The organism is Micromonospora sp. NPDC005252 (assembly GCF_042872475.1).
Lineage (GTDB): Bacteria > Actinomycetota > Actinomycetes > Mycobacteriales > Micromonosporaceae > Micromonospora.
In genome coordinates this window covers 21610-40125 of sequence record NZ_JBIAKN010000005.1, presented here as the reverse complement: position 1 = coordinate 40125, position 18516 = coordinate 21610, and the positions used below count along the sequence as shown (strand labels likewise).

The following is an 18516-nucleotide window of genomic DNA, read 5'->3' as shown; positions in this document are numbered from 1 at the left end:
CCCGGGGTACCGGTCAGTGGGGGTTGGCCTGGTGGTGGGTTGCCAGGATGTCGGCGCCGAAGTCGCTGGCGGGGCGGCGGAGCACGGTGTGCGCGTGGTTGCCGTCGTCGCTTGTGTTGTCGTACTCGATCAGCAGGTCGTCGCCCTGCACCCGGTAGTAGTGCCGCTGGCCGGGCCTCGTCGGGCCGGCCCAGGCGAAGTGCAGCTGGCCGCCCTCGACGCGGGCCGCCTCCTGCACGGCCAGTTCGGGAGGCAGCCGGTCCAGGTAGAGCGCGACGACCTGGTCGAGCAGCGCGCGGCCGGTCGGGCCGAGCCGGTCGGCCGGCACGCCGAGCGGTTCGAGGGGCCCGTCGACCCGCCCGCGGGTGGCGCTGATGATGTCCGTCGGCGCCTCGTCGGCGATGATCGCGGCGGCCCGCCCGGCCGGCCCGAGCGCGTCGAGCAGGGCGCGGGCCAGGTCCTCCTCGGCAGCGAGCGGTCGGGAGATGGTGTGCCCGGCGTAGCGCACCGCCGCCGGGTTGGCGCCGAAGAAGATCGGCGCGGGGGAGACCTGGTCGTCGACCACGGTCATGGTCACCGACAGGTGGTGCCCTTCGAGCCGCCACGCCCAGCGGTCGTCGCGGGCCGGGTCACCGAACACCGCGATCCAGTAGTCGCCGCTGTGCCGCCCGCGGTGCCAGCCCTCGGCGCGGTCGAGGACTTCCTCCAGCGCGATGATCGCCATGGCCTGCGCGTACGCCGACGGGCTGAGCGCGGTGGCCAGCAGCCGGTGCGCGGCCTTGCGCCCGGCGACGTCCAGCTCGGCCAGGCAGACGCCGGGGCGGGGGCGGGGCCGGTACTCCAGCCAGCGCCGGGCCGACTCGTCGTCGAACGGGTACACGGCGCCGATGCGGGTCGCGGGGTCGAGCGCGGCCAGCAGCGCGGTGCCGGCGGCACGCATCTGTTCGGGCAGGGGATCTTCCACCGACCCTGTATACCGGCCCGTCGGGTGCCGCGTCAGCCGGCCCGCAGCAGCGCGGCCATCTCCGGCAGGTCGAAGAACTGCGCGGTCTCGGCCGCCGACGGGGTGCCGTGCGCCGGATCGGCCCCGGCGGCGAGCAGCGCGCGGACGGCGTCGGCGCTGCTGCGGAAGACCGCGGCGGCGAGTGCGGTCTGACCTCGGTCGTTGGTACGGGTGTGGTCCGCGCCGCGGGCCAGCAGAGCGGCCACCGTGTCCGGGTGGGCGTGGTAGGCGGCCAGGATCAGCAGCGTGTCGCCCTTGTCGTTGGTCAGGTTGACCGGCAGACCGGCGTCGACCTGGGCGGCCAGCTCCTCGGTGGAGCCCGCGCGGGCCAGGTCGAACATCCGGTGCGCGAACGCCAGGGTCTCGGCGTCAAGGTCATCGGTCACCGGTCCAGGGTAGTCGCCGAGGTCCTGATAGGTTGCTCGGCCGGCGCGGTGGGGGAGGGGTCCGATGGGTGAGACGGTCTACGTGGGCAACGCGGGCGTCGACGGCGTCGGCAACGGTGGCTGGCTGCTCGGGCACTTCGCGCCGCCGGACGAGATCCGGCACAGCACCGACGTCGAGGTGAAGTGGGGCGTGCACCCGCCCGGGGAGGCCCGCGCGCGGTGGGCGACCGGCGAGCGTCGGACCACCCTGTTGGTGCTGGTCGACGGGTGCTTCCGGGTGGAGCTGCCGGACCGGACGGTCCGGTTGGCCGCACCCGGCGACTACGTGGTGTGGGCGCGGGGCGTGGATCATTCCTGGTACGCGGAGCGCGCCTCGGTGGTGCTGACCGTGCGCTGGCCGTCGCTGCCCGGCTACCGGGTGGGCCCCCCGGTTCTGCGCTGAGCCCGAGCGGTCGCCTGCTCGCCTCCCGGCATGTGGAATTACCTACTAAACCTATAGGCTTTGCCGGCTAGAGTACGGAGGCACCCCGCCGAACGACCCGCTGAGGAACCACCGATGACCCACGATCGCCCGGCACCCGACCTGCTCGCCGTCGCCGCCCGGTGGGCCGACCCGGCCGGCTGGCCGGTCGCGCTGCGCTTCGACCCCACCGAGCGCTGGTACGCCCGGCTCGCCACCGCCGACGACCACGAGGTGTGGGCCCTGAGCTGGCTGCCCGGCCAGGGCACCGACCTGCACGACCATGGCGGCTCCGCGGGCGCGTTCCGGGTGGTCGCCGGCGCCCTCACCGAGGAGACGGTCAGCCGTGCGGCGCTGCGCCCCCGTCTGCTGCCCGCCGGCGCCGCCCGCCGCTTCGGCCCCCGCCACGTCCACCAGGTCACCAACCGCGGCCCGGTGCCGGCGGTCAGCGTGCACGTCTACCGGCCCGCGCTGCGCCGGATGACCCGCTACGACCTCCTCGACGGGCGCCTGCGGGTCGCCGAGGTCGCCGAGGCTGGCCGGTCCTGGTGAGCCTCTCGTTCGCACCGCCCTCTCGTCACCGGAAGGAATCGATAATGCAGGTCACCGCCGAGCACTGTCCGGCACCCGTACCACCGCCGGGCTCCCGGGGCATCGACGAGATCCTGGCCGCCGCGCGAGCCCGCCTCGACCGACTGGACCCGGAGCGGGCGCACCTGGCGTGCCGGGCCGGCGCGTTGCTTGTCGACATCCGGCCGGCCGCCCAGCGCGCCGCGCACGGCGTCGTGCCCGGCTCGCTCACGGTCGAGCGCAACGTGCTGGAGTGGCGCTTCGACCCGCGGTGCCCGGCCCGGCTGCCCGAGGCGGTCGACTACGACGTGCCGGTGGTCGTCATCTGCCAGGAGGGCTACACCTCGTCGCTGGCCGCCGCCGCGTTGCAGGACATCGGCCTGCACCGGGCCACCGACGTCGACGGCGGTTTCGCCGCCTGGCGCATCGCCGGCCTGCCGGCGCTCGGCCCCACCCCGCTGCACCGCGCTTCCCCCCTCGCGCCCCCGGTCACCGCCGGCTGGGCGCGCCGCTGACCCCCACGCCGCACCGGGCGTGGCGGGCGTACCGCCATCTCAGGAGGCACCATGTCCGTCGTCGCGATCCCCACCCGTCCCTACTCGCCGGGTCACCCGGGCCGGGCCGCCGTCCGCCCGCGTACCGGCCCGACCCTGACCATCACCCTCGACCTGGCCCCCGGGCCGATGAGCCCTCGGTTGGCCCGGCTGGTGCAGCTGCTCGGCGAGCTGGCCGAGGCCGGGGAGGGTCGGCTGCGCCCCGCTGACGACGTGCCGTCGACGCCGCGACCGCTGCCGCGCCCCGCCTCCGCCGAGGTGCCCGCCGCCGACACCGACGGGGCCGACGTGCGCATCCTGGCCGGCTCGCGGGTGGTCCGCCTGGGCGACCGGGTGGTCGCGCTGACCCGCATCGAGTACGACCTGCTGCTCTTCCTCGCCGAGCGTCCGCGCCGGGTCTTCACCCGCCTTCAGCTGCTGTCGAACGTCTGGGGCTACGAACACGCCGTGGCCCGCACCGTGGACGTGCACGTCCGGCGGCTGCGCGCCAAGCTGGCCGGGGCGGAGGTGGTCACGACCGTCTACGGGGTGGGTTACCGGCTGGGCGACGAGGCGCGGATCAGCGTCGACCACACCCGCTGAGCAGCGCTCGTGCGGCGGTCCGCAGGCGACGGCGGTGGCATGGTGAACAGGACGGGGACCCCCGTATCGGGGCATCCTGGCGGCTCTGCTGTAATCATCAGGCTTCGTACGCAGAGCGAGCATCCGGCTCCGATGTGTTCGTCAATTGTCACATTCATGCAACGCAGCCGCCTCTTGACCCTCGCCCGGGCGCCCGGAAGCATCGATGAAGCGGCGTCCCGGGCCGTGGGGAGATACCCGGACCAGCCCAAGGAGGACCATGTCGGTCAGCCCCGCCTCGTCGCGCGCCGGATGGCATACGTCCCAACCCGCGGTGCCCGGTCGACCTCCCGGCGGTCAACGCCGCCCGGCGAACACCGCCGCGCCCATGCTCACCGTGACGCTGTCCATCCCGCTGGCCTGTGAGGAGTCGCTGACCCCGCCGGCCCGGCGGCTGCTCGAAGCCGCGCGCGAGATGCTGGAGCGGGGCGAGGGCGTGATCACCTCCGTTCCGGCCGAGCGTCGCGCCGACGGGGTGCCGGCCAACCGGGCGCCCGCCCGAGCCCTCACCCCGACGATCCCCGCCCTGCACATCCTCGCCGCGTCCCGGTCGGTGCTGCGCGACGACGAGCCGCTGCCGCTGACCCGGCTGGAGTTCGACCTCCTGCTGCATCTGGTCGCCCACCCCCGCCGGGTGTTCACCCGGCTGCAACTGCTCAACGCCGTCTGGGGCTATGAGCACGCCGGCGTCCGCACCGTTGACGTGCACGTGCGCCGGCTGCGCGGCAAGGTCGGCGTGGACGTTCCCCTGGTCACCACCGTCTACGGCGTCGGCTACCGGCTGGCCGACGACGCCCGCGTCACCGTCGACCGCACCGGCTGACCGTCCGACGACCGCCCGTTCGGCGCGCGGGGCAGGATGGTTCGGTGCGCATCCGTCCCATCTCGCCCGACCTGCTCGTCGCCGAACTGACCGCCCGGCTCGACGACGCCTCCCGCACTGTCGAGCCCGCCCGGCTGCGCGTGGCGATCGACGGCGCCCCCGCCGCCGGCCCGGACGAGCTGGCCGCCGCGCTGGTCGACCCGCTGCGCGCCCGGGGCCGCCCGGTCCTGCACGTCCGCGCCGCCGACTTTCTCCGACCCGCCTCGCTGCGCTTCGAACTCGGTCGCACCAACCCGGACGCCTACTACGAGGGCTGGAACGACGAGGCCGGCCTGCGCCGCGAGGTGCTCGACCCGGCCGGCCCCGGCGGCGACGGGCGGGTGCTGCCGTCGCTGTGGGACGCCGTCGCCGACCGGGCCAGCCGCGCCCGGTACGTCGACCTGCCACCCGGCGGCGTGGTCCTGGTCAGCGGCGCGCTCCTGCTCGGTGGGGCGCTGCCCTTCGACGTGACCGTCCACCTTCAGCTGTCTTCGGCGGCGCTGCGCCGCCGCACCGGTCCGGCCGACGAGTGGACCCTGCCGGCCTTCGACCGCTACGCCGAGGAGGTGGTCCCCGCCAGCTTCGCCGACGTGGTGGTACGCGCCGACGACCCCCGTCACCCCGCGCTCGTGCAGGCCGGCGGCAGCTGAGAAATCGTCGGTTTGCGTGTCACGTCCGCCGGGTACTCGCCCGGCTCACAGAGCGTGGGTGACCGCCCGCGTACCGGATGCGACCGTTGACCGGGGCCCACGCCGCCGGCACCCGGTTCACCTTGAGCCACCCGGCCCAGGAAAGGCAGGCAGCGATGCTCGTCCACGACACGGTCGGTACGGGCCGATCCCAGACGGAGATCGACCAGATCCGGCACTCCCTGCAGGCGCGTTACGACGAGCTGACCGCCGAGTACGAGCAGGCCGTGCTGCAGAGTCAGGTGCTGCGTCTGGTGGAGGTCGGTGACACCGCCGGCGACGACCAGGCCGACAGCGGCACCAAGACGGCCGAGCGCGACACCGCGCAGTCCCTGCTGCGGACCATCCTCGACCGGCGCACCCAGTACGAGCACGCCCTGGGCCGCCTCGCCGAGGGCACGTACGGCTGGTGCGAGGGCTGCTCGGCGGCGATCCCGGTGGAGCGCCTGGAGATCTTCCCGGCCGCGACCACCTGCGTGACCTGCAAGCAGACCCGCGAGCGGCGGGCGGCCTGAGCGACGGCAGCGGTTGCCGGTCGGTTCACGACACGATGGACTTCCCCCATGGGTGACATCCTGGTGGGCACCGCGTCCTGGACCGACCGCACACTGCTCGACTCGGGCTGGTATCCCCAGACCGCGGACACGCCGGAGAAGCGCCTGGCGTACTACGCCCGGCAGTTTCCGCTGGTCGAGGTGGACGCGACCTACTACTCACCGCCCGCCGAGGCGACCGCACGGCTGTGGGCCGAGCGCACCCCGGCGGGCTTCACGTTCAACATCAAGGCCTTCAGCCTGCTCACCGGGCATCCCACCCGGGTCGGCGCGCTCTACAAGGACCTGCGGCCGGAGACGGACAGGAAGAACGTCTACCCCGACGACCTGCCCGCGCAGGCGTACGAGGAGGTGTGGACGCGTTTTCTGTCCGCGCTGGACCCGCTGGTCGAGGCGGGCAAGCTCGGGGCGCTGCTGTTCCAGTTCCCGCCCTGGTTCACGATCAAGCGGGCCAACAAGCAGTACCTGCTGGAGGTGGCGAAGCGCTGTGCGCCGCTGCGACCGGCCTACGAGTTCCGCCACGCGTCCTGGTTCGACGGCGACAACGCCGACGAGACCCTCGCCTTCCTCCGCGAGCACCGGCTGCCGTACGTCTGTGTGGACATGCCGCAGGGCCACCGCTCGTCGGTGCCCCCGGTGCTGGCCGCCACCGGCGACCTCGCGGTGATGCGCTTTCACGGCCACAGTGACAAGTGGACCAGCAAGGACATCCACGAGAAGTTCGGCTACCACTACTCCAAGCGGGAGCTGGCCGACTGGGCGCCGAAGCTGCGCGAGCTGGCCGACTCCGCCGGGCAGACCCACGTCCTCATGAACAATTGTTACCGGGACTTCGCCCAGACCAACGCGAAAACCCTCGCGAATCTCCTCGACGTCGGCTGACCTCACCCGATCCGGGTGGGGCCGGCTCACCCGCCCGACCGGCACGGTGGACACGGTGGGTACGGCCGCACGGAGGTGGCCGACGCCGGAGAGGACACGGAGGTGACGGGGGATGACGGTTCGAGTGGTGACGGATCGACGGCGGGGCGCCGTCCTGCACGTGGTCGGCACTGCCGACAACACCCGGCGCGCGCCACAGGGCACCCCGGTACGGGCCCGCCGCGGCCCGGTGGGGCCGCCGCGACGCGCTGACGACCGACGGTGGGACACGACGGAACGGGGGTCGACCGATGGCTGAAGCGATGATCTCCGCTTTCGAGAGTTCGCTGGACAAGACGAACCTGATCCTCAAGGACATCGAGAACGCCTACGGGTGGCCGAAGGAGCAGCGCAACCAGTCGTACGCGGCGCTTCGTACCGTGCTGCACCTGCTGCGCGACCGGTTGCCGGTCAACGAGAGCGTCGAGTTCGCCCAGCAGTTGCCGGTGCTGGTCCGGGGGATCTACTTCGACGGCTGGAACCCGTCGGACGTGCCGATCAAGCTCAACCGCGACGACTTCCTCTACGAGGTCCGGCAGGGCTTCCCGTACGACGTCGAGGGCGGCGCGGAGCGGGTGACGCAGGTGGTGCTGGACACCCTGCGTCGGCACGTCACCCAGGGCGAGTGGCAGGACGTGAAGGACACCATGCCGAAGAATCTCGCCACGTTCATGCCGTGACGCCGTGACGCGTGAGCCCGCCCGACGACGCCGTCGGGCGGGCTCAGCGCTCGGCCGCGTCGGCCTCGGCAGCGGAGGGCACCCGCGACACCGGATGACCGGCCGCGCGGGCCAGCGCCGCGAAGGCGACGGCGTCGGTGACGGCCGCGCCGCCGGGGTCGTTGTTGAAATAGACGTACGCCGGCTCGTCCGCGCCGAACGCGTCGGTGAGCCGGCGAACCCACGAGCCGAGCGCGGTACGACCGTAGTGCGGCCACGGTCGGGCCCGCCCCTCGTGCAGCCGCAGGTAGCCGAAGTCGGTGGTACGCCAGCGGGGCGCCACCGGACGACCGAGGCGATCCGCCCAGACCAGCGCGGCCCGCCGCCGTTCCAGGACGGCACGGGTGGCGTCGGTCCACCATGACGGGTGCCGCGGCTCGACCGCCACCCGCACCTGCGCCGGGAACAGCCGCAGCGTCGCGTCGAGCGCCTCGACGTCCGCCCGCAGGTTCGGTGGCAGTTGCAGCAGCACCGGCCCGAGCCGGTCACCGAGGGCCGTGGCCCGGCCGAGGAACCGGGCCACCGGCTCGGCCGGGTCCCGCAGACGCCTGATGTGGGTGAGGTAGCGGCTCATCTTCACCGCCACGCAGAAGTCCGCCGGTGTCCGCGCCCGCCACGCCGCGAACGTCTCCCGCTCCGGCAGCCGGTAGAAGGCGTTGTTGACCTCGACGGTGGCGAAGCCCGCGGCGAAGTGCTCCAACCAGAGTCGCTGCGGCAGCCGCTGCGGGTAGAAGCGGCCCCGCCAGTCCCGGTACTGCCAACCGGAGGTGCCGACCAGGATCACCTCCCCATCCTGACACCGACCGCCACCGCCCGCGAACCGCCCGTGTCGCCCCGGTTCGGCGTCTACGGTGTGGGTTAGAGAAGATCGCGCGTGGGGTACCACCCGCAGCACGACGGACCCCGGCGTACGGCGGGGCGGCACACCCGAGGGAGTACCGATGGCACTCAACGACGATGACATGCAGACCACGGGCGGCGGAGGCATGGAAGGCCCGGCCGACGGTGGAGCGACCCCGGGTCACCAGGACGGCGGCGCCGATGGTGGCGCGGAGGGTCCGGCCGATGGCGGTGCGACCCCGGGTCACCAGGACGGCGGCGCCGATGGTGGCGCGGAGGGTCCGGCCGATGGCGGTGCGACCCCGGGTCACCAGGACGGCGGCGCTGACGGTGGCGCGGAGGGTCCGGCCGATGGCGGTGCGACCCCGGGTCACCAGGACGGCGGCGCTGACGGCAGCGCCCGGTAACGGACCGTCATGACGCACCTCGACCCGCCGGGCGGCCACGGCCGCCCGGCGGTTTCGTCCTCGGGCGCCGCCGCCGCGCTGGCCCGCTGTGTCTCGGTCGAGCCGGCCAAGTTCGCCGCCGCGCACTGGGGGCACACCCCGCTGCTGTCCCGCGCCGCCGAGCTGCCCGACCCGGCCGGCTTCACCGACCTGTTCAGCCCCGCCGACGCCGACGAGCTGCTCAGCCGGCGCGGTCTGCGTACCCCGTTCCTGCGGGTCGCCAAGGACGGCCAGCTCGTGCCGGCGGCGCGGTGGACCGGCGGCGGCGGCGCCGGCGCGGAGATCGGCGACCAGGTCCTCGACGAGCGGGTCCTGGAGCAGTACGCCGCCGGCGCCACCCTGGTCCTGCAGGGCCTGCACCGGATCTGGCCGCCCCTGGTCGACTTCGCCCGCGACCTGGGCCTCGCGCTGAACCAGCCGCTGCAGATCAACGCCTACCTCACCCCCGCGGGCAGCCAGGGCTTCGCCACCCACTACGACACCCACGACGTCTTCGTGCTCCAGGTCGACGGCCGCAAGCACTGGCGGATCCACCCGCCGGTGCTGCCCGACCCGCTGGAGAAGCAGCCGTGGGGCGGCCGCGCCGACGAGGTTTCCGCCACCGCGCAGGGCCCCGCCGCGCTGGACGTGGTGCTCGCCCCCGGCGACGCCCTCTACCTGCCCCGCGGCTGGCTGCACAGCGCGCAGGCCCAGGACGCCAGCTCCCTGCACCTGACCGTGGGCATCCGCGCGCTGACGCGCTATGCCCTGGTCGAAGAGTTGCTCGCGCTGGCCGCCGAGGACCAGCGGCTGCGTGCCAGCCTGCCGTTCGGCACCGACGTGGCCGATCCCGACGCCATCGAGCCGGAGCTGACCGAGACGGTGGAGGCGCTGCGGGACTGGCTGCTGCGCGCCGACCCGGCCGCCGTCGCGGCGCGACTGCGCCACCGCGCCTGGCCGGCCGCCCGACCGGCGCCGATCCGGCCGCTCGCCCAGGCCGGCGCCGTGGCCACGCTGGACGCCGACTCCCGGCTCACCCTGCGTCCGGGCCTGCGCTGGCAGCTCGTGCCGCACGGGTCGGACCAGGTGGCGCTGCGCCTGTTCGACCGCACCATCACCCTGCCGGCGGACTGCGAGCCGGCGGCCCGCGCCCTGCTGGGCGGGACGGTCACCCGCGTCGGTGACCTGCCCGGTCTGCCCGACGACGCGGACCGGGTCACCCTGGCCCGCCGCCTACTGCGCGAGGCCGTCCTGATCCCGGCCTGACTGAGTCCCACCCCCGGCCTGCCGGGCCGATGTGGCTGACGAGCGGTATACCTCAGAGGCATAAATATGACTCTGAGGTATACCGCTCACCACCGCATTCGCCTCGACGGACGTGACCGACAGTGACCGCCGCCAGCGGGCCCCAGTCGTCGGCTCAGCTCAGCGGCCGAGCACCAGCAGCAGCGCGGTGGCCACCAAGCCGGCGCCGAGCACCACGGTGATCGGGCGCGGGCCGAGCAGCGCGTGCCGGCGGTCGGCCAGCACCCGCGCCGGCACGAGACCGATCAACGGCCCGAGCAGGGTCACCACCAGCGCCAGCACCGGCATCCCGACCGCCAGGTCCCCGCCGTACCCGACGCCGAGCGCCCGCGCGCCGGAGCCCAGCGCGTACGCCACGACCGCGCCGGCCACCCCGCAGAGCGCCAGCAGCGGGTTGACCGAGCTCGGCAGCTCACCGGGCTGCCCGGCCCGGTCGAGCAGGTCCCGGGCCCGGCCGAGCAGCAGCACCGGCTCGCCGGCCGCACTGCCGTTGGTTGGCGCGGGCGGCGCACCGAGACGGCGGGCGCCGAGGCGGGCCCGCACCTGCTGCCACAGGTGCGCCACCTCGGCGTCGACGCGTTCCTGCTCCTCGCGGGCCGCCACCAACTCCTCCTCGGCGCGGCGCACCTGGTCGGCGGCGTCGGCGACGGCCCGCTCGGCCGCCGCGCACTGCCGCTCGTACCACGTGTGCGCCTCGGCGCGCTGCTCGCGTACCCGGGCGCTCAGCTCGGCCAGTCGCCGCAGCTGCGCCGTGTACGTGTCACTGGTCACCGGTTGGTTCATCGCGACGGTCCATACGGGATGAGCACCTGGCCGGTGCGGTGCACCGCCCGGTCGAAGAAGAGCCCGCGCCACGGCCGGGGATACCAGTCCGGGCCGCCGGTGCCCGGATAGAGCGAGGCGCCCAACTCGCCGCCGTGCGCGTCAAGCGCCACCCAGGCGCCGATCTGGTCGGTGCGGGCGGCCGGGCCGCCCAGGTCCGCCCGCATCCGCGCCACGCCCCGCCACCAGGCCAGCACGTGGGTGCGCCGCTCCGGTCCGTCGTGCAGGATGCGGCGCAGCTGCTCCAGGCCGGTGCGCCGACCCGTGCGCGCGGCGAGGGCGCCGGCCGCCGCGTCGACCGCGAACAGCAGCAGATAGTGCGGGCTGCCGGGGCCGGACAGCCCGTCGGCCGTCTCGGTCATCAACTCGCCGACGGTCTCCTCGTCGTACCAGGAGGCGTCGTCGGCGAGGTCGTCGTAGAGCGCGCGGGCGATCGGATCGGCGTCCGGGTCGAGGCAGGCGATGGAGAACCGGGCGGTGCCCGGCGGGTGTTGGCGGGCCAGCGACCGGGCGGCCGAGTCGAGCACCGCGCACGCCTCGTCCACCCGTGTGCCCAGCACCGCCAGGTTGCGCCCGGGTGCGCGCGGCAGCCGTAGCGCCGCCGAGCGGGACTGCACGTCGATGATCTCGCCGAGCAGGGCCACCGGGTTGCGCGGCGCGCGGCCGTCCGGCGGCGCGGCGAGCGCCCGGAAGTCCGGGGCCTCGTCCAGCCGGGGGATCGCGTCACCGTCGAAGAGTCGGGCCGGCGCGGCGTCCGGCGGGCGCATCCGCCACAGCCGGTGTTGCAGGCCGCTCCACGTCTCCCAGTCGCTTGCCGACGGGATCCGCGCGACCTCGTTGCCCTCCACCATGCCGGACTCGGCGTTGACCACCGCGTGCCAGCGGGGCAGCGACTGTGCCGCGTCGTTGCGCTCGGCCAGGATCCGCAACGCCTTCGGCAGCGCGATCCGCAACGTGAACTGGGCGACCAGCGCCGGACGGCCCCACAGCGCCTCGATGCCCCGCACGTCCTGCGAGGCGAGCACCAGGTGGATGCCCTGCGACCGGCCGCGGCGGGCCAGGTCCTCCAGCAGGTCGGCGGCCTCCCGCGCGACCACGTCCCGGCCGGCCAGCAGCATCTGGAACTCGTCGACCACGGCGACGATCCGGGGCCAGTGCCCGGTCGGGTCGACCGCGCGCAGCTCGGCCAGCTTGGTCACCTCGTGCTTCTTGGCGGCGTCGGCGCGGCGACGCAGCTCCTCGGTGAGGAACCGCAGCAGCGCCAACCCGAACTCCCGGTCGGTGTTGACGTTGATGCCGACCAGACGCATGTGCGGCAGCCAGCTCGGGTCACGCCGGCCCTGCGCGAACCGGGCGAAGGACACCCCCTCCTTGAAGTCCAGCAGATAGAACTCCAGCTCGGCGGGGGAGTAGCGGGCGGCGAGGGCGCCGATCCACGCGAAGATCAGGTTGGTCTTGCCGGTTCCGGACGGTCCGCCGATCAGCGCGTGCGGTGGATAGTCGCCCAGGGTCAGGCGCACCGGTCGGCCCTGCGGCCCCTCGCCGATCGGGGCGGTCAGCCCGCTGGCCGAGTCCTCCCGCCACATCTGCTCCGGTGGGGGCAGCAGGTCGGCGAACGGGGTCGGCGGCGGGCCGGCGTTGACCTGGGCCGCGATCTCCCGGCAGGTCTCGGTGACCAGCGTCGCCGGTGGCGGCGGGTCCAGCCGGACCGACAGGCCGGACGGGCCGCCGATCCGCGCGCCGGACGCCTCGGTCACCACCCGGGTCACCGTCGGGTCGTCCGGCAGGGGGACGCCCCGTACCACCAGGTGCACCCCGCAGGCGGCGCCGGCGCGGACCACTCGTTCGAGCTGGCCGCGTTCGTGCCGGCTCAGCTCGTCGCCGCCGAGCAGCACCGCCACCCGCCAGGGCTCGGGGCGGCGGCCGGTCGCCGCGGCCAGCTCCCGCAGTGAGCCGTGTTCGCCGGCCAGCACCTTCTCGTTGATGCGGCGGATCTGCTCGACCAGGTCGTCCAGCAGCGGGCCCAACCCGCCCGGGCCGACGAAGGTGAGCAGCCCTGCGGTGCCCAGGGGCGCGAACCCGGCCAGGCCGCCGCCGAGGTGCTCCGGGTCGTACCCGACCAGTCGTACCCCGCCCGGGTCGGCGCGGCCGACGGCCCGCAACAGCAGCGCGGACACGACCGCGTCGCAGCCGGCGCGGTCGTCCCCGGACAGGTGCACGTGCCCGGCGTCGAGGAGCGGCACCAGCGCGGGCACCGGGTCGACGTCGTCGATCCGGACCGTGCCGACCCGCAGCGCACCGGGCGGCTCGGCCCGGCGGGTGGGCGTGGGCGTCCAGCCCGGCCAGTCGGCGCCGGCGCAGCCGGGCGCCTCCCGGCGGGCGGCGTCGGCGGCGTGGCGGGCCAGCTCGGCGATCCCGGTGGCGTGCCGGGCGTCGATCTCGGCGAGGCGACGGTCCCGTTGGGCGCCCACCCGCTGCGGTACGGCGGCGGCCGCCCGCCGGACCCGGGTCAGCCGTTCGCGGCCCGCCGTCAGCTCGGCCTGGGCGGCCGACAACCGGGTACGCGTGGCACCCAGCGCCTCGGAGAGGGTGTCCCGGATGCGGGTGGCGAGCTGGCCACGCCGGTCAGCCATCGGAACCCCGGCGGGCCGGCGCGTCCCGCCACGGACTGCCGGTCCGCGGCGGCAGCCCGGCGCCCCGCTGCGGCACGACGCCGCCGGACGCCTGCCTACCGCTAACCGCGCCAGGACGTGGACCGACGCCGCCGGAGGGTGGCTCGGGGGACCGTGGATTCGCCTTCGCGGAGCGTTGCTCAGCGGGGCGCGGACCCGCGTCGCCGGGGCGCTGGTCACCGGTGGCCTGCGGCGTGCCGGTGCCGACGGGCAGGTCCCGGCCGAGGCGAGCGAGCAGCAGCGCGGTCGCCACGCCGGCGGTGACCGCGGAGTCGGCGGCGTGGGGCGGCTCTCCCGACGCGCGGGGTGGCGGCATCCGGCACACCCGGGTCAGCAGCGTCTCCAGCACCGGCGGCGGCAACCCGGGCAGCAGGTCCCGGACCCGCCCGTCCAGCTCGCCGCGCAGCCGGCCGAGGTCGGCGGCGCGGGGCGGATGCCCCAGCAGCTCACCGGCCAGCTCCCGCAGCAGCGGTGGCGCGAGCGCGGCCATGCCGAGCCCCACGTCGGCGGGCGCCCGCCGCAGCTCGGTGCGCAGCCGGTCCCGGTCACCGGCGCGCACCCCGCCGACGACCCGGCGCAGCAGCTCTTGCGAGTCGCGCAGCCGCTCGTCGGGCTCGTCGGCGCCGCCGTCGCGCCCGCCGGTCAACTCGGCCACGCGCACCGACCACCAGCGACGCATCCGAACCTGCTCGGCCTGCTCGGGCACCACGGTGGTCGGCCCGTGCGGCGGGGCCGCGTCGTGGCGCGGGTCGCGCTGTTGCGGGCGGGGCGGCGGGGCGCCGTCGGCGGCCAGCCCGATCGCGGCCAGATACGCCGACAGCTGCTCCTGCGCCACCCGCAGCGCGTAGTTGGCGCTCTCGGCGTGCTCGGTCGCGGCGGACAGTTCGGGCACCCCCATCGGGTTGGCCGACTCCTGTCGTACCCAGCGCAGCCGTTCCGCGGCCAGGCCGAACTTCTCCAGGGCCTGCCCGAGCAGGCCGACCGGGAACTCCTCGCTGGCCGCGCGGACCTGGCCGCCGATGTCCTCGATGATGGACACGGTGGCCTACAGGGTGGAGACGTAGAGCTGCGCCTGCTCGACCGCGACCAGTGTCGCGGCGAGACACTCCTCCAGCTCCTGGCTGGCCTGGGTCAGCGACGCCTGGGCCGCCTCGACCGTCTCGTGCCCGCTGCCCTCCAGCGCGCCGGCCAGGGTCTGCTGCGCCTCGGCGAGCTTCTCACCGGCCGCCTGGACGGCTGTCTGCCCGTCGCCGATCTGTTGGAGAGCGACATCGATGGCAGCCTTCAGCTCGGCGACGCTCGCCACGGCGGAACCTCCTGGGGGCGGGGAGATCTCCATTAGAGCTTACTGACGTCCATGGGAGAACATCCGCCCTGGCGGTGTTCCTGCCCGACTGACCGTTAACCCACCTGAAGTGCCGGGAGTCCGTTCTGTGGGAGTCCCAGTATGAGAACTTCTCAATTATCGCGGAGCCAGCGCGGGCCGTACACCTCGGCGCCGAGGGCGGTGACCCGCTCGCGCAACTCCCGATCGGCGGTGACGACCAGCCGACGGCGCTGCGGCGCCGCCTGCACCAGCTCGACCACCGTGTCGTCGCCGGAGCCGGGGGCGGAGACCACGCGGACGTCGTCGGTGCCGGGCACGTCCCGGGCAGCGCCCTCGACCACGAGGACCACCTCGACCGGGGCGGTCAGACGGGCGGGCAGGCCCGTGGCGGCCACCGGGGCCAGGGAGTCCCGCAGCCGGGCGGCGGCCCCGGCCCGGTCCCGCCACCATCCGTTCGGGCGCGAGCCCACCACGTTGGCACCGTCCACGATCAGCAGCGGGTTCTCAGTCATGGCGTCAGCCTGCCACCTGCGGCCGGCGCCGGCCCGGTGCCACTCCATATCGCGGTGAGCGCCGCCGCCTGCGGCGTTTGTCGGGCCGAGCGCCGGGTAGCCCCTGGCGACCGTGCCGCGCCCGACTGCGGAGGACAGACATGATGGGACCCGGTGACCCTGGCTCCGACCCGTGGGACGAATTCCTGGCCCGGTACTTCGGCCGGGGTGAGGGAGGACGCCGACCGCCGCACCGGGTCGACATCACCCGACTGATGACGGCCGACGCGCGGGAGATGCTGGCCGACGCGGCCCGCCGTGCCGCGCAGCGGCAGAGCAACGACCTGGACACCGACCACCTGCTCTGGGCTGCGCTGCAACGCGAACCCCTGCGCGACCTGGTACGCCGGGCCGGCGCCGACCCGGACACCCTGCTCAACGCGCTGGGCGGCAAGGGCGACGGCGCGCCGCGCGGGGAGGTGCCGCCCAACCTGTCGCTGACCCCGGCGGCCAAGCGGGCGCTGCTCGACGCCCACCAACTGTCCCGGGCAATGGGGGCCAACTACATCGGCCCCGAGCACATCCTGATGGCCCTGCCGCTCAACCCCGAGTCGCCGGCCGGGCGGATGCTGGCCGCCGGTCGGATCCAGCCCGAGTCGTTGCAGGCCGCCAACGCCGAACGCGGCCCGATGACCGGGCCGAAGCCGGACCGCGGCACACCCACCCTGGACCAGTACGGGCAGGACCTCACCGACCTGGCCCGCGCCGACCAGATCGACCCGGTGATCGGGCGGGCGGACGAGATCGAGCAGGCGGTGGAGATCCTGTCCCGGCGGACCAAGAACAACCCGGTGCTGATCGGCGAGGCCGGTGTCGGCAAGACCGCGATCGTCGAGGGTCTGGCCGAGCGGATCTGCGACGGCGACGTGCCGCAGACCCTGCTCGGCAAGCGGGTGGTGCAGCTCGACCTCGCCGGCCTGGTCGCCGGCACCCGCTACCGGGGTGACTTCGAGGAGCGCCTCAAGAAGGTGATCGACGAGATCCGGGCGCACCGGGACGAGCTGATCATTTTCCTCGACGAGATCCACACCCTGGTCGGCGCCGGTGGGGCCGGCAGCGAGGGCGGAATGGACGCGTCCAACATGCTCAAGCCCGCCCTCGCGCGGGGCGAACTGCGGGTGATCGGCGCGACCACGCTCGACGAGTACCGCAAGAGCATCGAGAAGGACGCCGCGCTGGCCCGGCGGTTCCAGCCGGTGCTGGTGCCCGAGCCCAGCGTCGACGACACGATCGCCATCCTGCGCGGCCTGCGCGACCGGTACGAGGCCCACCACCAGGTGCGCTTCACCGACGAGGCGCTGGTCGCCGCCGCCGAGCTGTCCGACCGGTACGTCACCGACCGGTTCCTGCCGGACAAGGCCATCGACCTGATCGACCAGGCCGGCGCCCGGGTCCGGCTGCGCACCCGCACCCCGGCGTCCGACGTGCGGGAGCTGGAACAGCAGCTCGACGACGTACGCCGGGACAAGGAGCAGGCCGTCACCGACGAGCAGTACGAACGGGCCTCGGCGCTGCGGGACCGGATCTCCGAGCTGGAGGAGGAGATGCGCCGCGCGAGGGGCGCTGACGGCTCGACCTCGCAGGTGCCCGAGGTGGGCCCGCAGGAGATCGCCGAGGTGGTCTCCCGGGCCACCGGCATCCCGGTCAGCCAGCTCACCGAGGAGGAACGCGACCGGCTGCTGCGCCTGGAGGGCCACCTGCACGAGAGGGTGGTCGGCCAGGACGCCGCGGTCACCGCTGTGGCCGAGGCGGTGCGTCGCTCCCGGGCCGGGCTGGCCGACCCGGAACGCCCGATGGGCAGCTTCCTGTTCCTGGGCCCCACCGGCGTCGGCAAGACCGAGCTGGCCCGCGCCCTGGCCGAGGCGTTGTTCGGCGAGGCGGACCGGATGGTCCGGGTGGACATGAGCGAGTTCCAGGAGCGGCACACGGTCAGCCGGCTGGTCGGCGCCCCACCCGGGTACGTCGGCTACGAGGAGGCCGGTCAGCTCACCGAGGCGGTGCGCCGCCGCCCGTACGCGGTGGTGCTGCTCGACGAGATCGAGAAGGCCCACCCCGACGTGTTCAACATCCTGCTCCAGGTGCTCGACGACGGGCGGCTCACCGACAGCCAGGGCCGCACGGTGAACTTCAAGAACACCGTCCTGATCATGACGAGCAACCTCGGCTCCGAGTTGATCACCGGAACCCAGCGGGCCGTCGGGTTCGGCACCGGCGCGCCCGGCAGCGAGCAGGAGAACGACGAGCTGCGCGAACGGCTGATGCGCCGCCTGCAGGAGAACTTCCGGCCGGAGTTCCTCAACCGCATCGACGAGGTCATCATCTTCCGCCGGCTGGAGGCCGAGCAGTTGCGCGACATCACCGCGCTGCTGCTGGAGGAGACCCGCCGCCGGTTGCACGCCCAGGACATCCAGGTGGAGTTCACCACCGCCGGCATCGACTGGCTGGCCGAGCACGGCTACCAGCCGGAGTTCGGGGCCCGTCCGCTGCGCCGGGTCATTCAGCGGGAGGTGGACAACCACCTGTCGCGGATGCTGCTGGAGTCGGCGATCTCGCCCGGGCAGAAGGTCATCGTGGACGCCCGCGACGGGCAGCTCACCTTCGACGTGACCGCAGGTGAGCGGGGGTACACCGCCGCCACGACAACACACCCGCGATGACCGGGCCGGCGCGACGAGACGACCACGAGGACCCGCGTGAGCACGCGGAGTCCGCCAAGCCCCGGGACGAGGACGACGACGAGGACCATCCCGACCCGATCCTGGCGCCCCCGACCGCGAACCCGCGCCGCACGCGGGTGCCCGCCGAGGGCCTGCATCCGAAGACCGACCAGGACGACCCGGAGACGTCGGGTCACCATCGTCGAGAGGAGACCTGATGGTACGCGACACGCGGATCGACCCCGAGGTGGAAGTGCTCTGGGAGGACTTCCACGCCGAGGTCAACGTCCCGTCGGAGCAGCTGCGCACCTGGCTGCTGACCCGGGGCTCCGGCGAGGAGTCGTTCAGCCCGAACCCGGACCTCGACCTGCCCCAGCCGGGACGGGAGATCCTCAAGGTGCTCAACAAGCGCAAGGTCGACCTGACCCCGGAGGACATCGAGGTGATGCGGGAGGCGGTCGAGCGGATCCGTGAGCTGATGGACGCCAAGCCCCAGCGCGGCAACGCCGACGACAAGTGGCGGCACTCGCTGCTCGACCTCGGCCACGACCCTCTCGTCGAACGCTGAGCGATGCCGT

Annotated in this window: 22 protein-coding genes; 14 read left to right on the top strand and 8 right to left on the bottom strand. The window is 74.2% G+C overall.

All coding sequences use genetic code 11. The features are described from left to right. Positions 1-13: 13 nt before the first annotated feature. Positions 14-964 carry a DUF3500 domain-containing protein gene (locus ACFYPH_RS16270; RefSeq protein WP_387182416.1) on the bottom strand — a complete coding sequence of 317 codons (951 nt, stop codon included), beginning with the start codon at positions 962-964 and terminating at the stop codon, positions 14-16. A gap of 32 nt (positions 965-996) precedes the next feature. Beyond that, entirely contained in the window at positions 997-1389 is a 393-nt protein-coding gene (locus tag ACFYPH_RS16265) for an ankyrin repeat domain-containing protein (RefSeq protein WP_387182413.1), read from the bottom strand. 64 nt (positions 1390-1453) lie between these two features. On the opposite strand from ACFYPH_RS16265, the gene ACFYPH_RS16260 reads away from it, so the two are divergent. From ACFYPH_RS16260 to ACFYPH_RS16220, 9 genes are all read left to right on the top strand, one after another. Next, complete coding sequence (locus ACFYPH_RS16260; RefSeq protein WP_354860324.1) at positions 1454-1831, top strand: signal peptidase I; 378 nt, start codon at positions 1454-1456, stop codon at positions 1829-1831. 114 nt (positions 1832-1945) lie between these two features. After that, positions 1946-2401, top strand: a complete 456-nt coding sequence (locus tag ACFYPH_RS16255) for a cysteine dioxygenase family protein (protein ID WP_355067266.1) — start codon at positions 1946-1948, stop codon at positions 2399-2401. A gap of 44 nt (positions 2402-2445) precedes the next feature. Beyond that, the gene (locus tag ACFYPH_RS16250; RefSeq protein ID WP_355137049.1) at positions 2446-2934 is read left to right on the top strand and encodes a rhodanese-like domain-containing protein; all 489 of its coding nucleotides are present in this window, start codon (positions 2446-2448) and stop codon (positions 2932-2934) included. Between the two features lie 51 nt (positions 2935-2985). Then, positions 2986-3555 carry a winged helix-turn-helix domain-containing protein gene (locus ACFYPH_RS16245; protein WP_363940474.1) on the top strand — a complete coding sequence of 190 codons (570 nt, stop codon included), beginning with the start codon at positions 2986-2988 and terminating at the stop codon, positions 3553-3555. A gap of 259 nt (positions 3556-3814) precedes the next feature. Continuing rightward, positions 3815-4417 (top strand): winged helix-turn-helix domain-containing protein, encoded by a 603-nt coding sequence (locus ACFYPH_RS16240; RefSeq protein WP_354860331.1) that lies wholly within the window; start codon positions 3815-3817, stop codon positions 4415-4417. A gap of 44 nt (positions 4418-4461) precedes the next feature. Further along, positions 4462-5106, top strand: coding sequence for a uridine kinase (locus ACFYPH_RS16235; protein WP_387182408.1), 645 nt, complete (start codon positions 4462-4464; stop codon positions 5104-5106). A 155-nt stretch (positions 5107-5261) separates the two neighbouring features. Next, entirely contained in the window at positions 5262-5660 is a 399-nt protein-coding gene (locus ACFYPH_RS16230; RefSeq protein ID WP_007459738.1) for a TraR/DksA C4-type zinc finger protein, read from the top strand. A 48-nt stretch (positions 5661-5708) separates the two neighbouring features. Beyond that, entirely contained in the window at positions 5709-6581 is an 873-nt protein-coding gene (locus tag ACFYPH_RS16225; protein WP_387182405.1) for a DUF72 domain-containing protein, read from the top strand. A 290-nt stretch (positions 6582-6871) separates the two neighbouring features. Then, the gene (locus ACFYPH_RS16220) at positions 6872-7300 is read left to right on the top strand and encodes a DUF2267 domain-containing protein (RefSeq protein ID WP_354860335.1); all 429 of its coding nucleotides are present in this window, start codon (positions 6872-6874) and stop codon (positions 7298-7300) included. A 43-nt stretch (positions 7301-7343) separates the two neighbouring features. Here the strand turns inward: ACFYPH_RS16220 and ACFYPH_RS16215 are convergent, their stop codons facing one another. Continuing rightward, positions 7344-8123 (bottom strand): DUF72 domain-containing protein, encoded by a 780-nt coding sequence (locus tag ACFYPH_RS16215; RefSeq protein ID WP_354860337.1) that lies wholly within the window; start codon positions 8121-8123, stop codon positions 7344-7346. 157 nt (positions 8124-8280) lie between these two features. Here ACFYPH_RS16215 and ACFYPH_RS16210 point away from each other — a divergent pair, with 157 nt between their 5' ends. Together ACFYPH_RS16210 and ACFYPH_RS16205 are read left to right on the top strand one after the other, a co-directional pair. Next, positions 8281-8586, top strand: coding sequence for a hypothetical protein (locus ACFYPH_RS16210; protein WP_355067269.1), 306 nt, complete (start codon positions 8281-8283; stop codon positions 8584-8586). 9 nt (positions 8587-8595) lie between these two features. After that, a complete protein-coding gene (locus ACFYPH_RS16205; RefSeq protein WP_387182401.1) occupies positions 8596-9870 on the top strand; it encodes a cupin domain-containing protein in 1275 nt (424 codons plus the stop codon). A 159-nt stretch (positions 9871-10029) separates the two neighbouring features. Here ACFYPH_RS16205 and ACFYPH_RS16200 read toward each other — a convergent pair whose 3' ends face one another. The 5 genes from ACFYPH_RS16200 to ACFYPH_RS16180 all read right to left on the bottom strand — a co-directional run bounded on the left by ACFYPH_RS16200 (position 10030) and on the right by ACFYPH_RS16180 (position 15242). Next, complete coding sequence (locus tag ACFYPH_RS16200; RefSeq protein WP_354860340.1) at positions 10030-10692, bottom strand: hypothetical protein; 663 nt, start codon at positions 10690-10692, stop codon at positions 10030-10032. Further along, a complete protein-coding gene (locus ACFYPH_RS16195) occupies positions 10689-13364 on the bottom strand; it encodes an FtsK/SpoIIIE domain-containing protein (protein ID WP_354860342.1) in 2676 nt (891 codons plus the stop codon). Before ACFYPH_RS16195 ends, ACFYPH_RS16200 begins: the two co-directional genes overlap by 4 nt. Then, on the bottom strand, positions 13357-14442 hold the full coding sequence (locus tag ACFYPH_RS16190) for a hypothetical protein (protein ID WP_354860343.1): 1086 nt from the start codon (positions 14440-14442) through the stop codon (positions 13357-13359). Before ACFYPH_RS16190 ends, ACFYPH_RS16195 begins: the two co-directional genes overlap by 8 nt. Positions 14443-14448: 6 nt before the next feature. Then, positions 14449-14709 (bottom strand): hypothetical protein, encoded by a 261-nt coding sequence (locus tag ACFYPH_RS16185; RefSeq protein WP_007076395.1) that lies wholly within the window; start codon positions 14707-14709, stop codon positions 14449-14451. Between the two features lie 152 nt (positions 14710-14861). Then, a complete protein-coding gene (locus ACFYPH_RS16180; protein WP_234582026.1) occupies positions 14862-15242 on the bottom strand; it encodes a hypothetical protein in 381 nt (126 codons plus the stop codon). Positions 15243-15382: 140 nt separating this feature from the next. Here ACFYPH_RS16180 and ACFYPH_RS16175 point away from each other — a divergent pair, with 140 nt between their 5' ends. From ACFYPH_RS16175 to ACFYPH_RS16165, 3 genes are read left to right on the top strand one after another with little or no spacing between them, the layout of a single operon-like run. Then, complete coding sequence (locus ACFYPH_RS16175; RefSeq protein ID WP_354860346.1) at positions 15383-17938, top strand: ATP-dependent Clp protease ATP-binding subunit; 2556 nt, start codon at positions 15383-15385, stop codon at positions 17936-17938. After that, positions 17935-18156 carry a hypothetical protein gene (locus tag ACFYPH_RS16170; RefSeq protein WP_354860347.1) on the top strand — a complete coding sequence of 74 codons (222 nt, stop codon included), beginning with the start codon at positions 17935-17937 and terminating at the stop codon, positions 18154-18156. Before ACFYPH_RS16175 ends, ACFYPH_RS16170 begins: the two co-directional genes overlap by 4 nt. Next, on the top strand, positions 18156-18506 hold the full coding sequence (locus tag ACFYPH_RS16165; protein ID WP_354860348.1) for a DUF3140 domain-containing protein: 351 nt from the start codon (positions 18156-18158) through the stop codon (positions 18504-18506). The genes ACFYPH_RS16170 and ACFYPH_RS16165 overlap by 1 nt, the downstream gene beginning before the upstream one ends. Positions 18507-18516 lie beyond the last annotated feature (10 nt).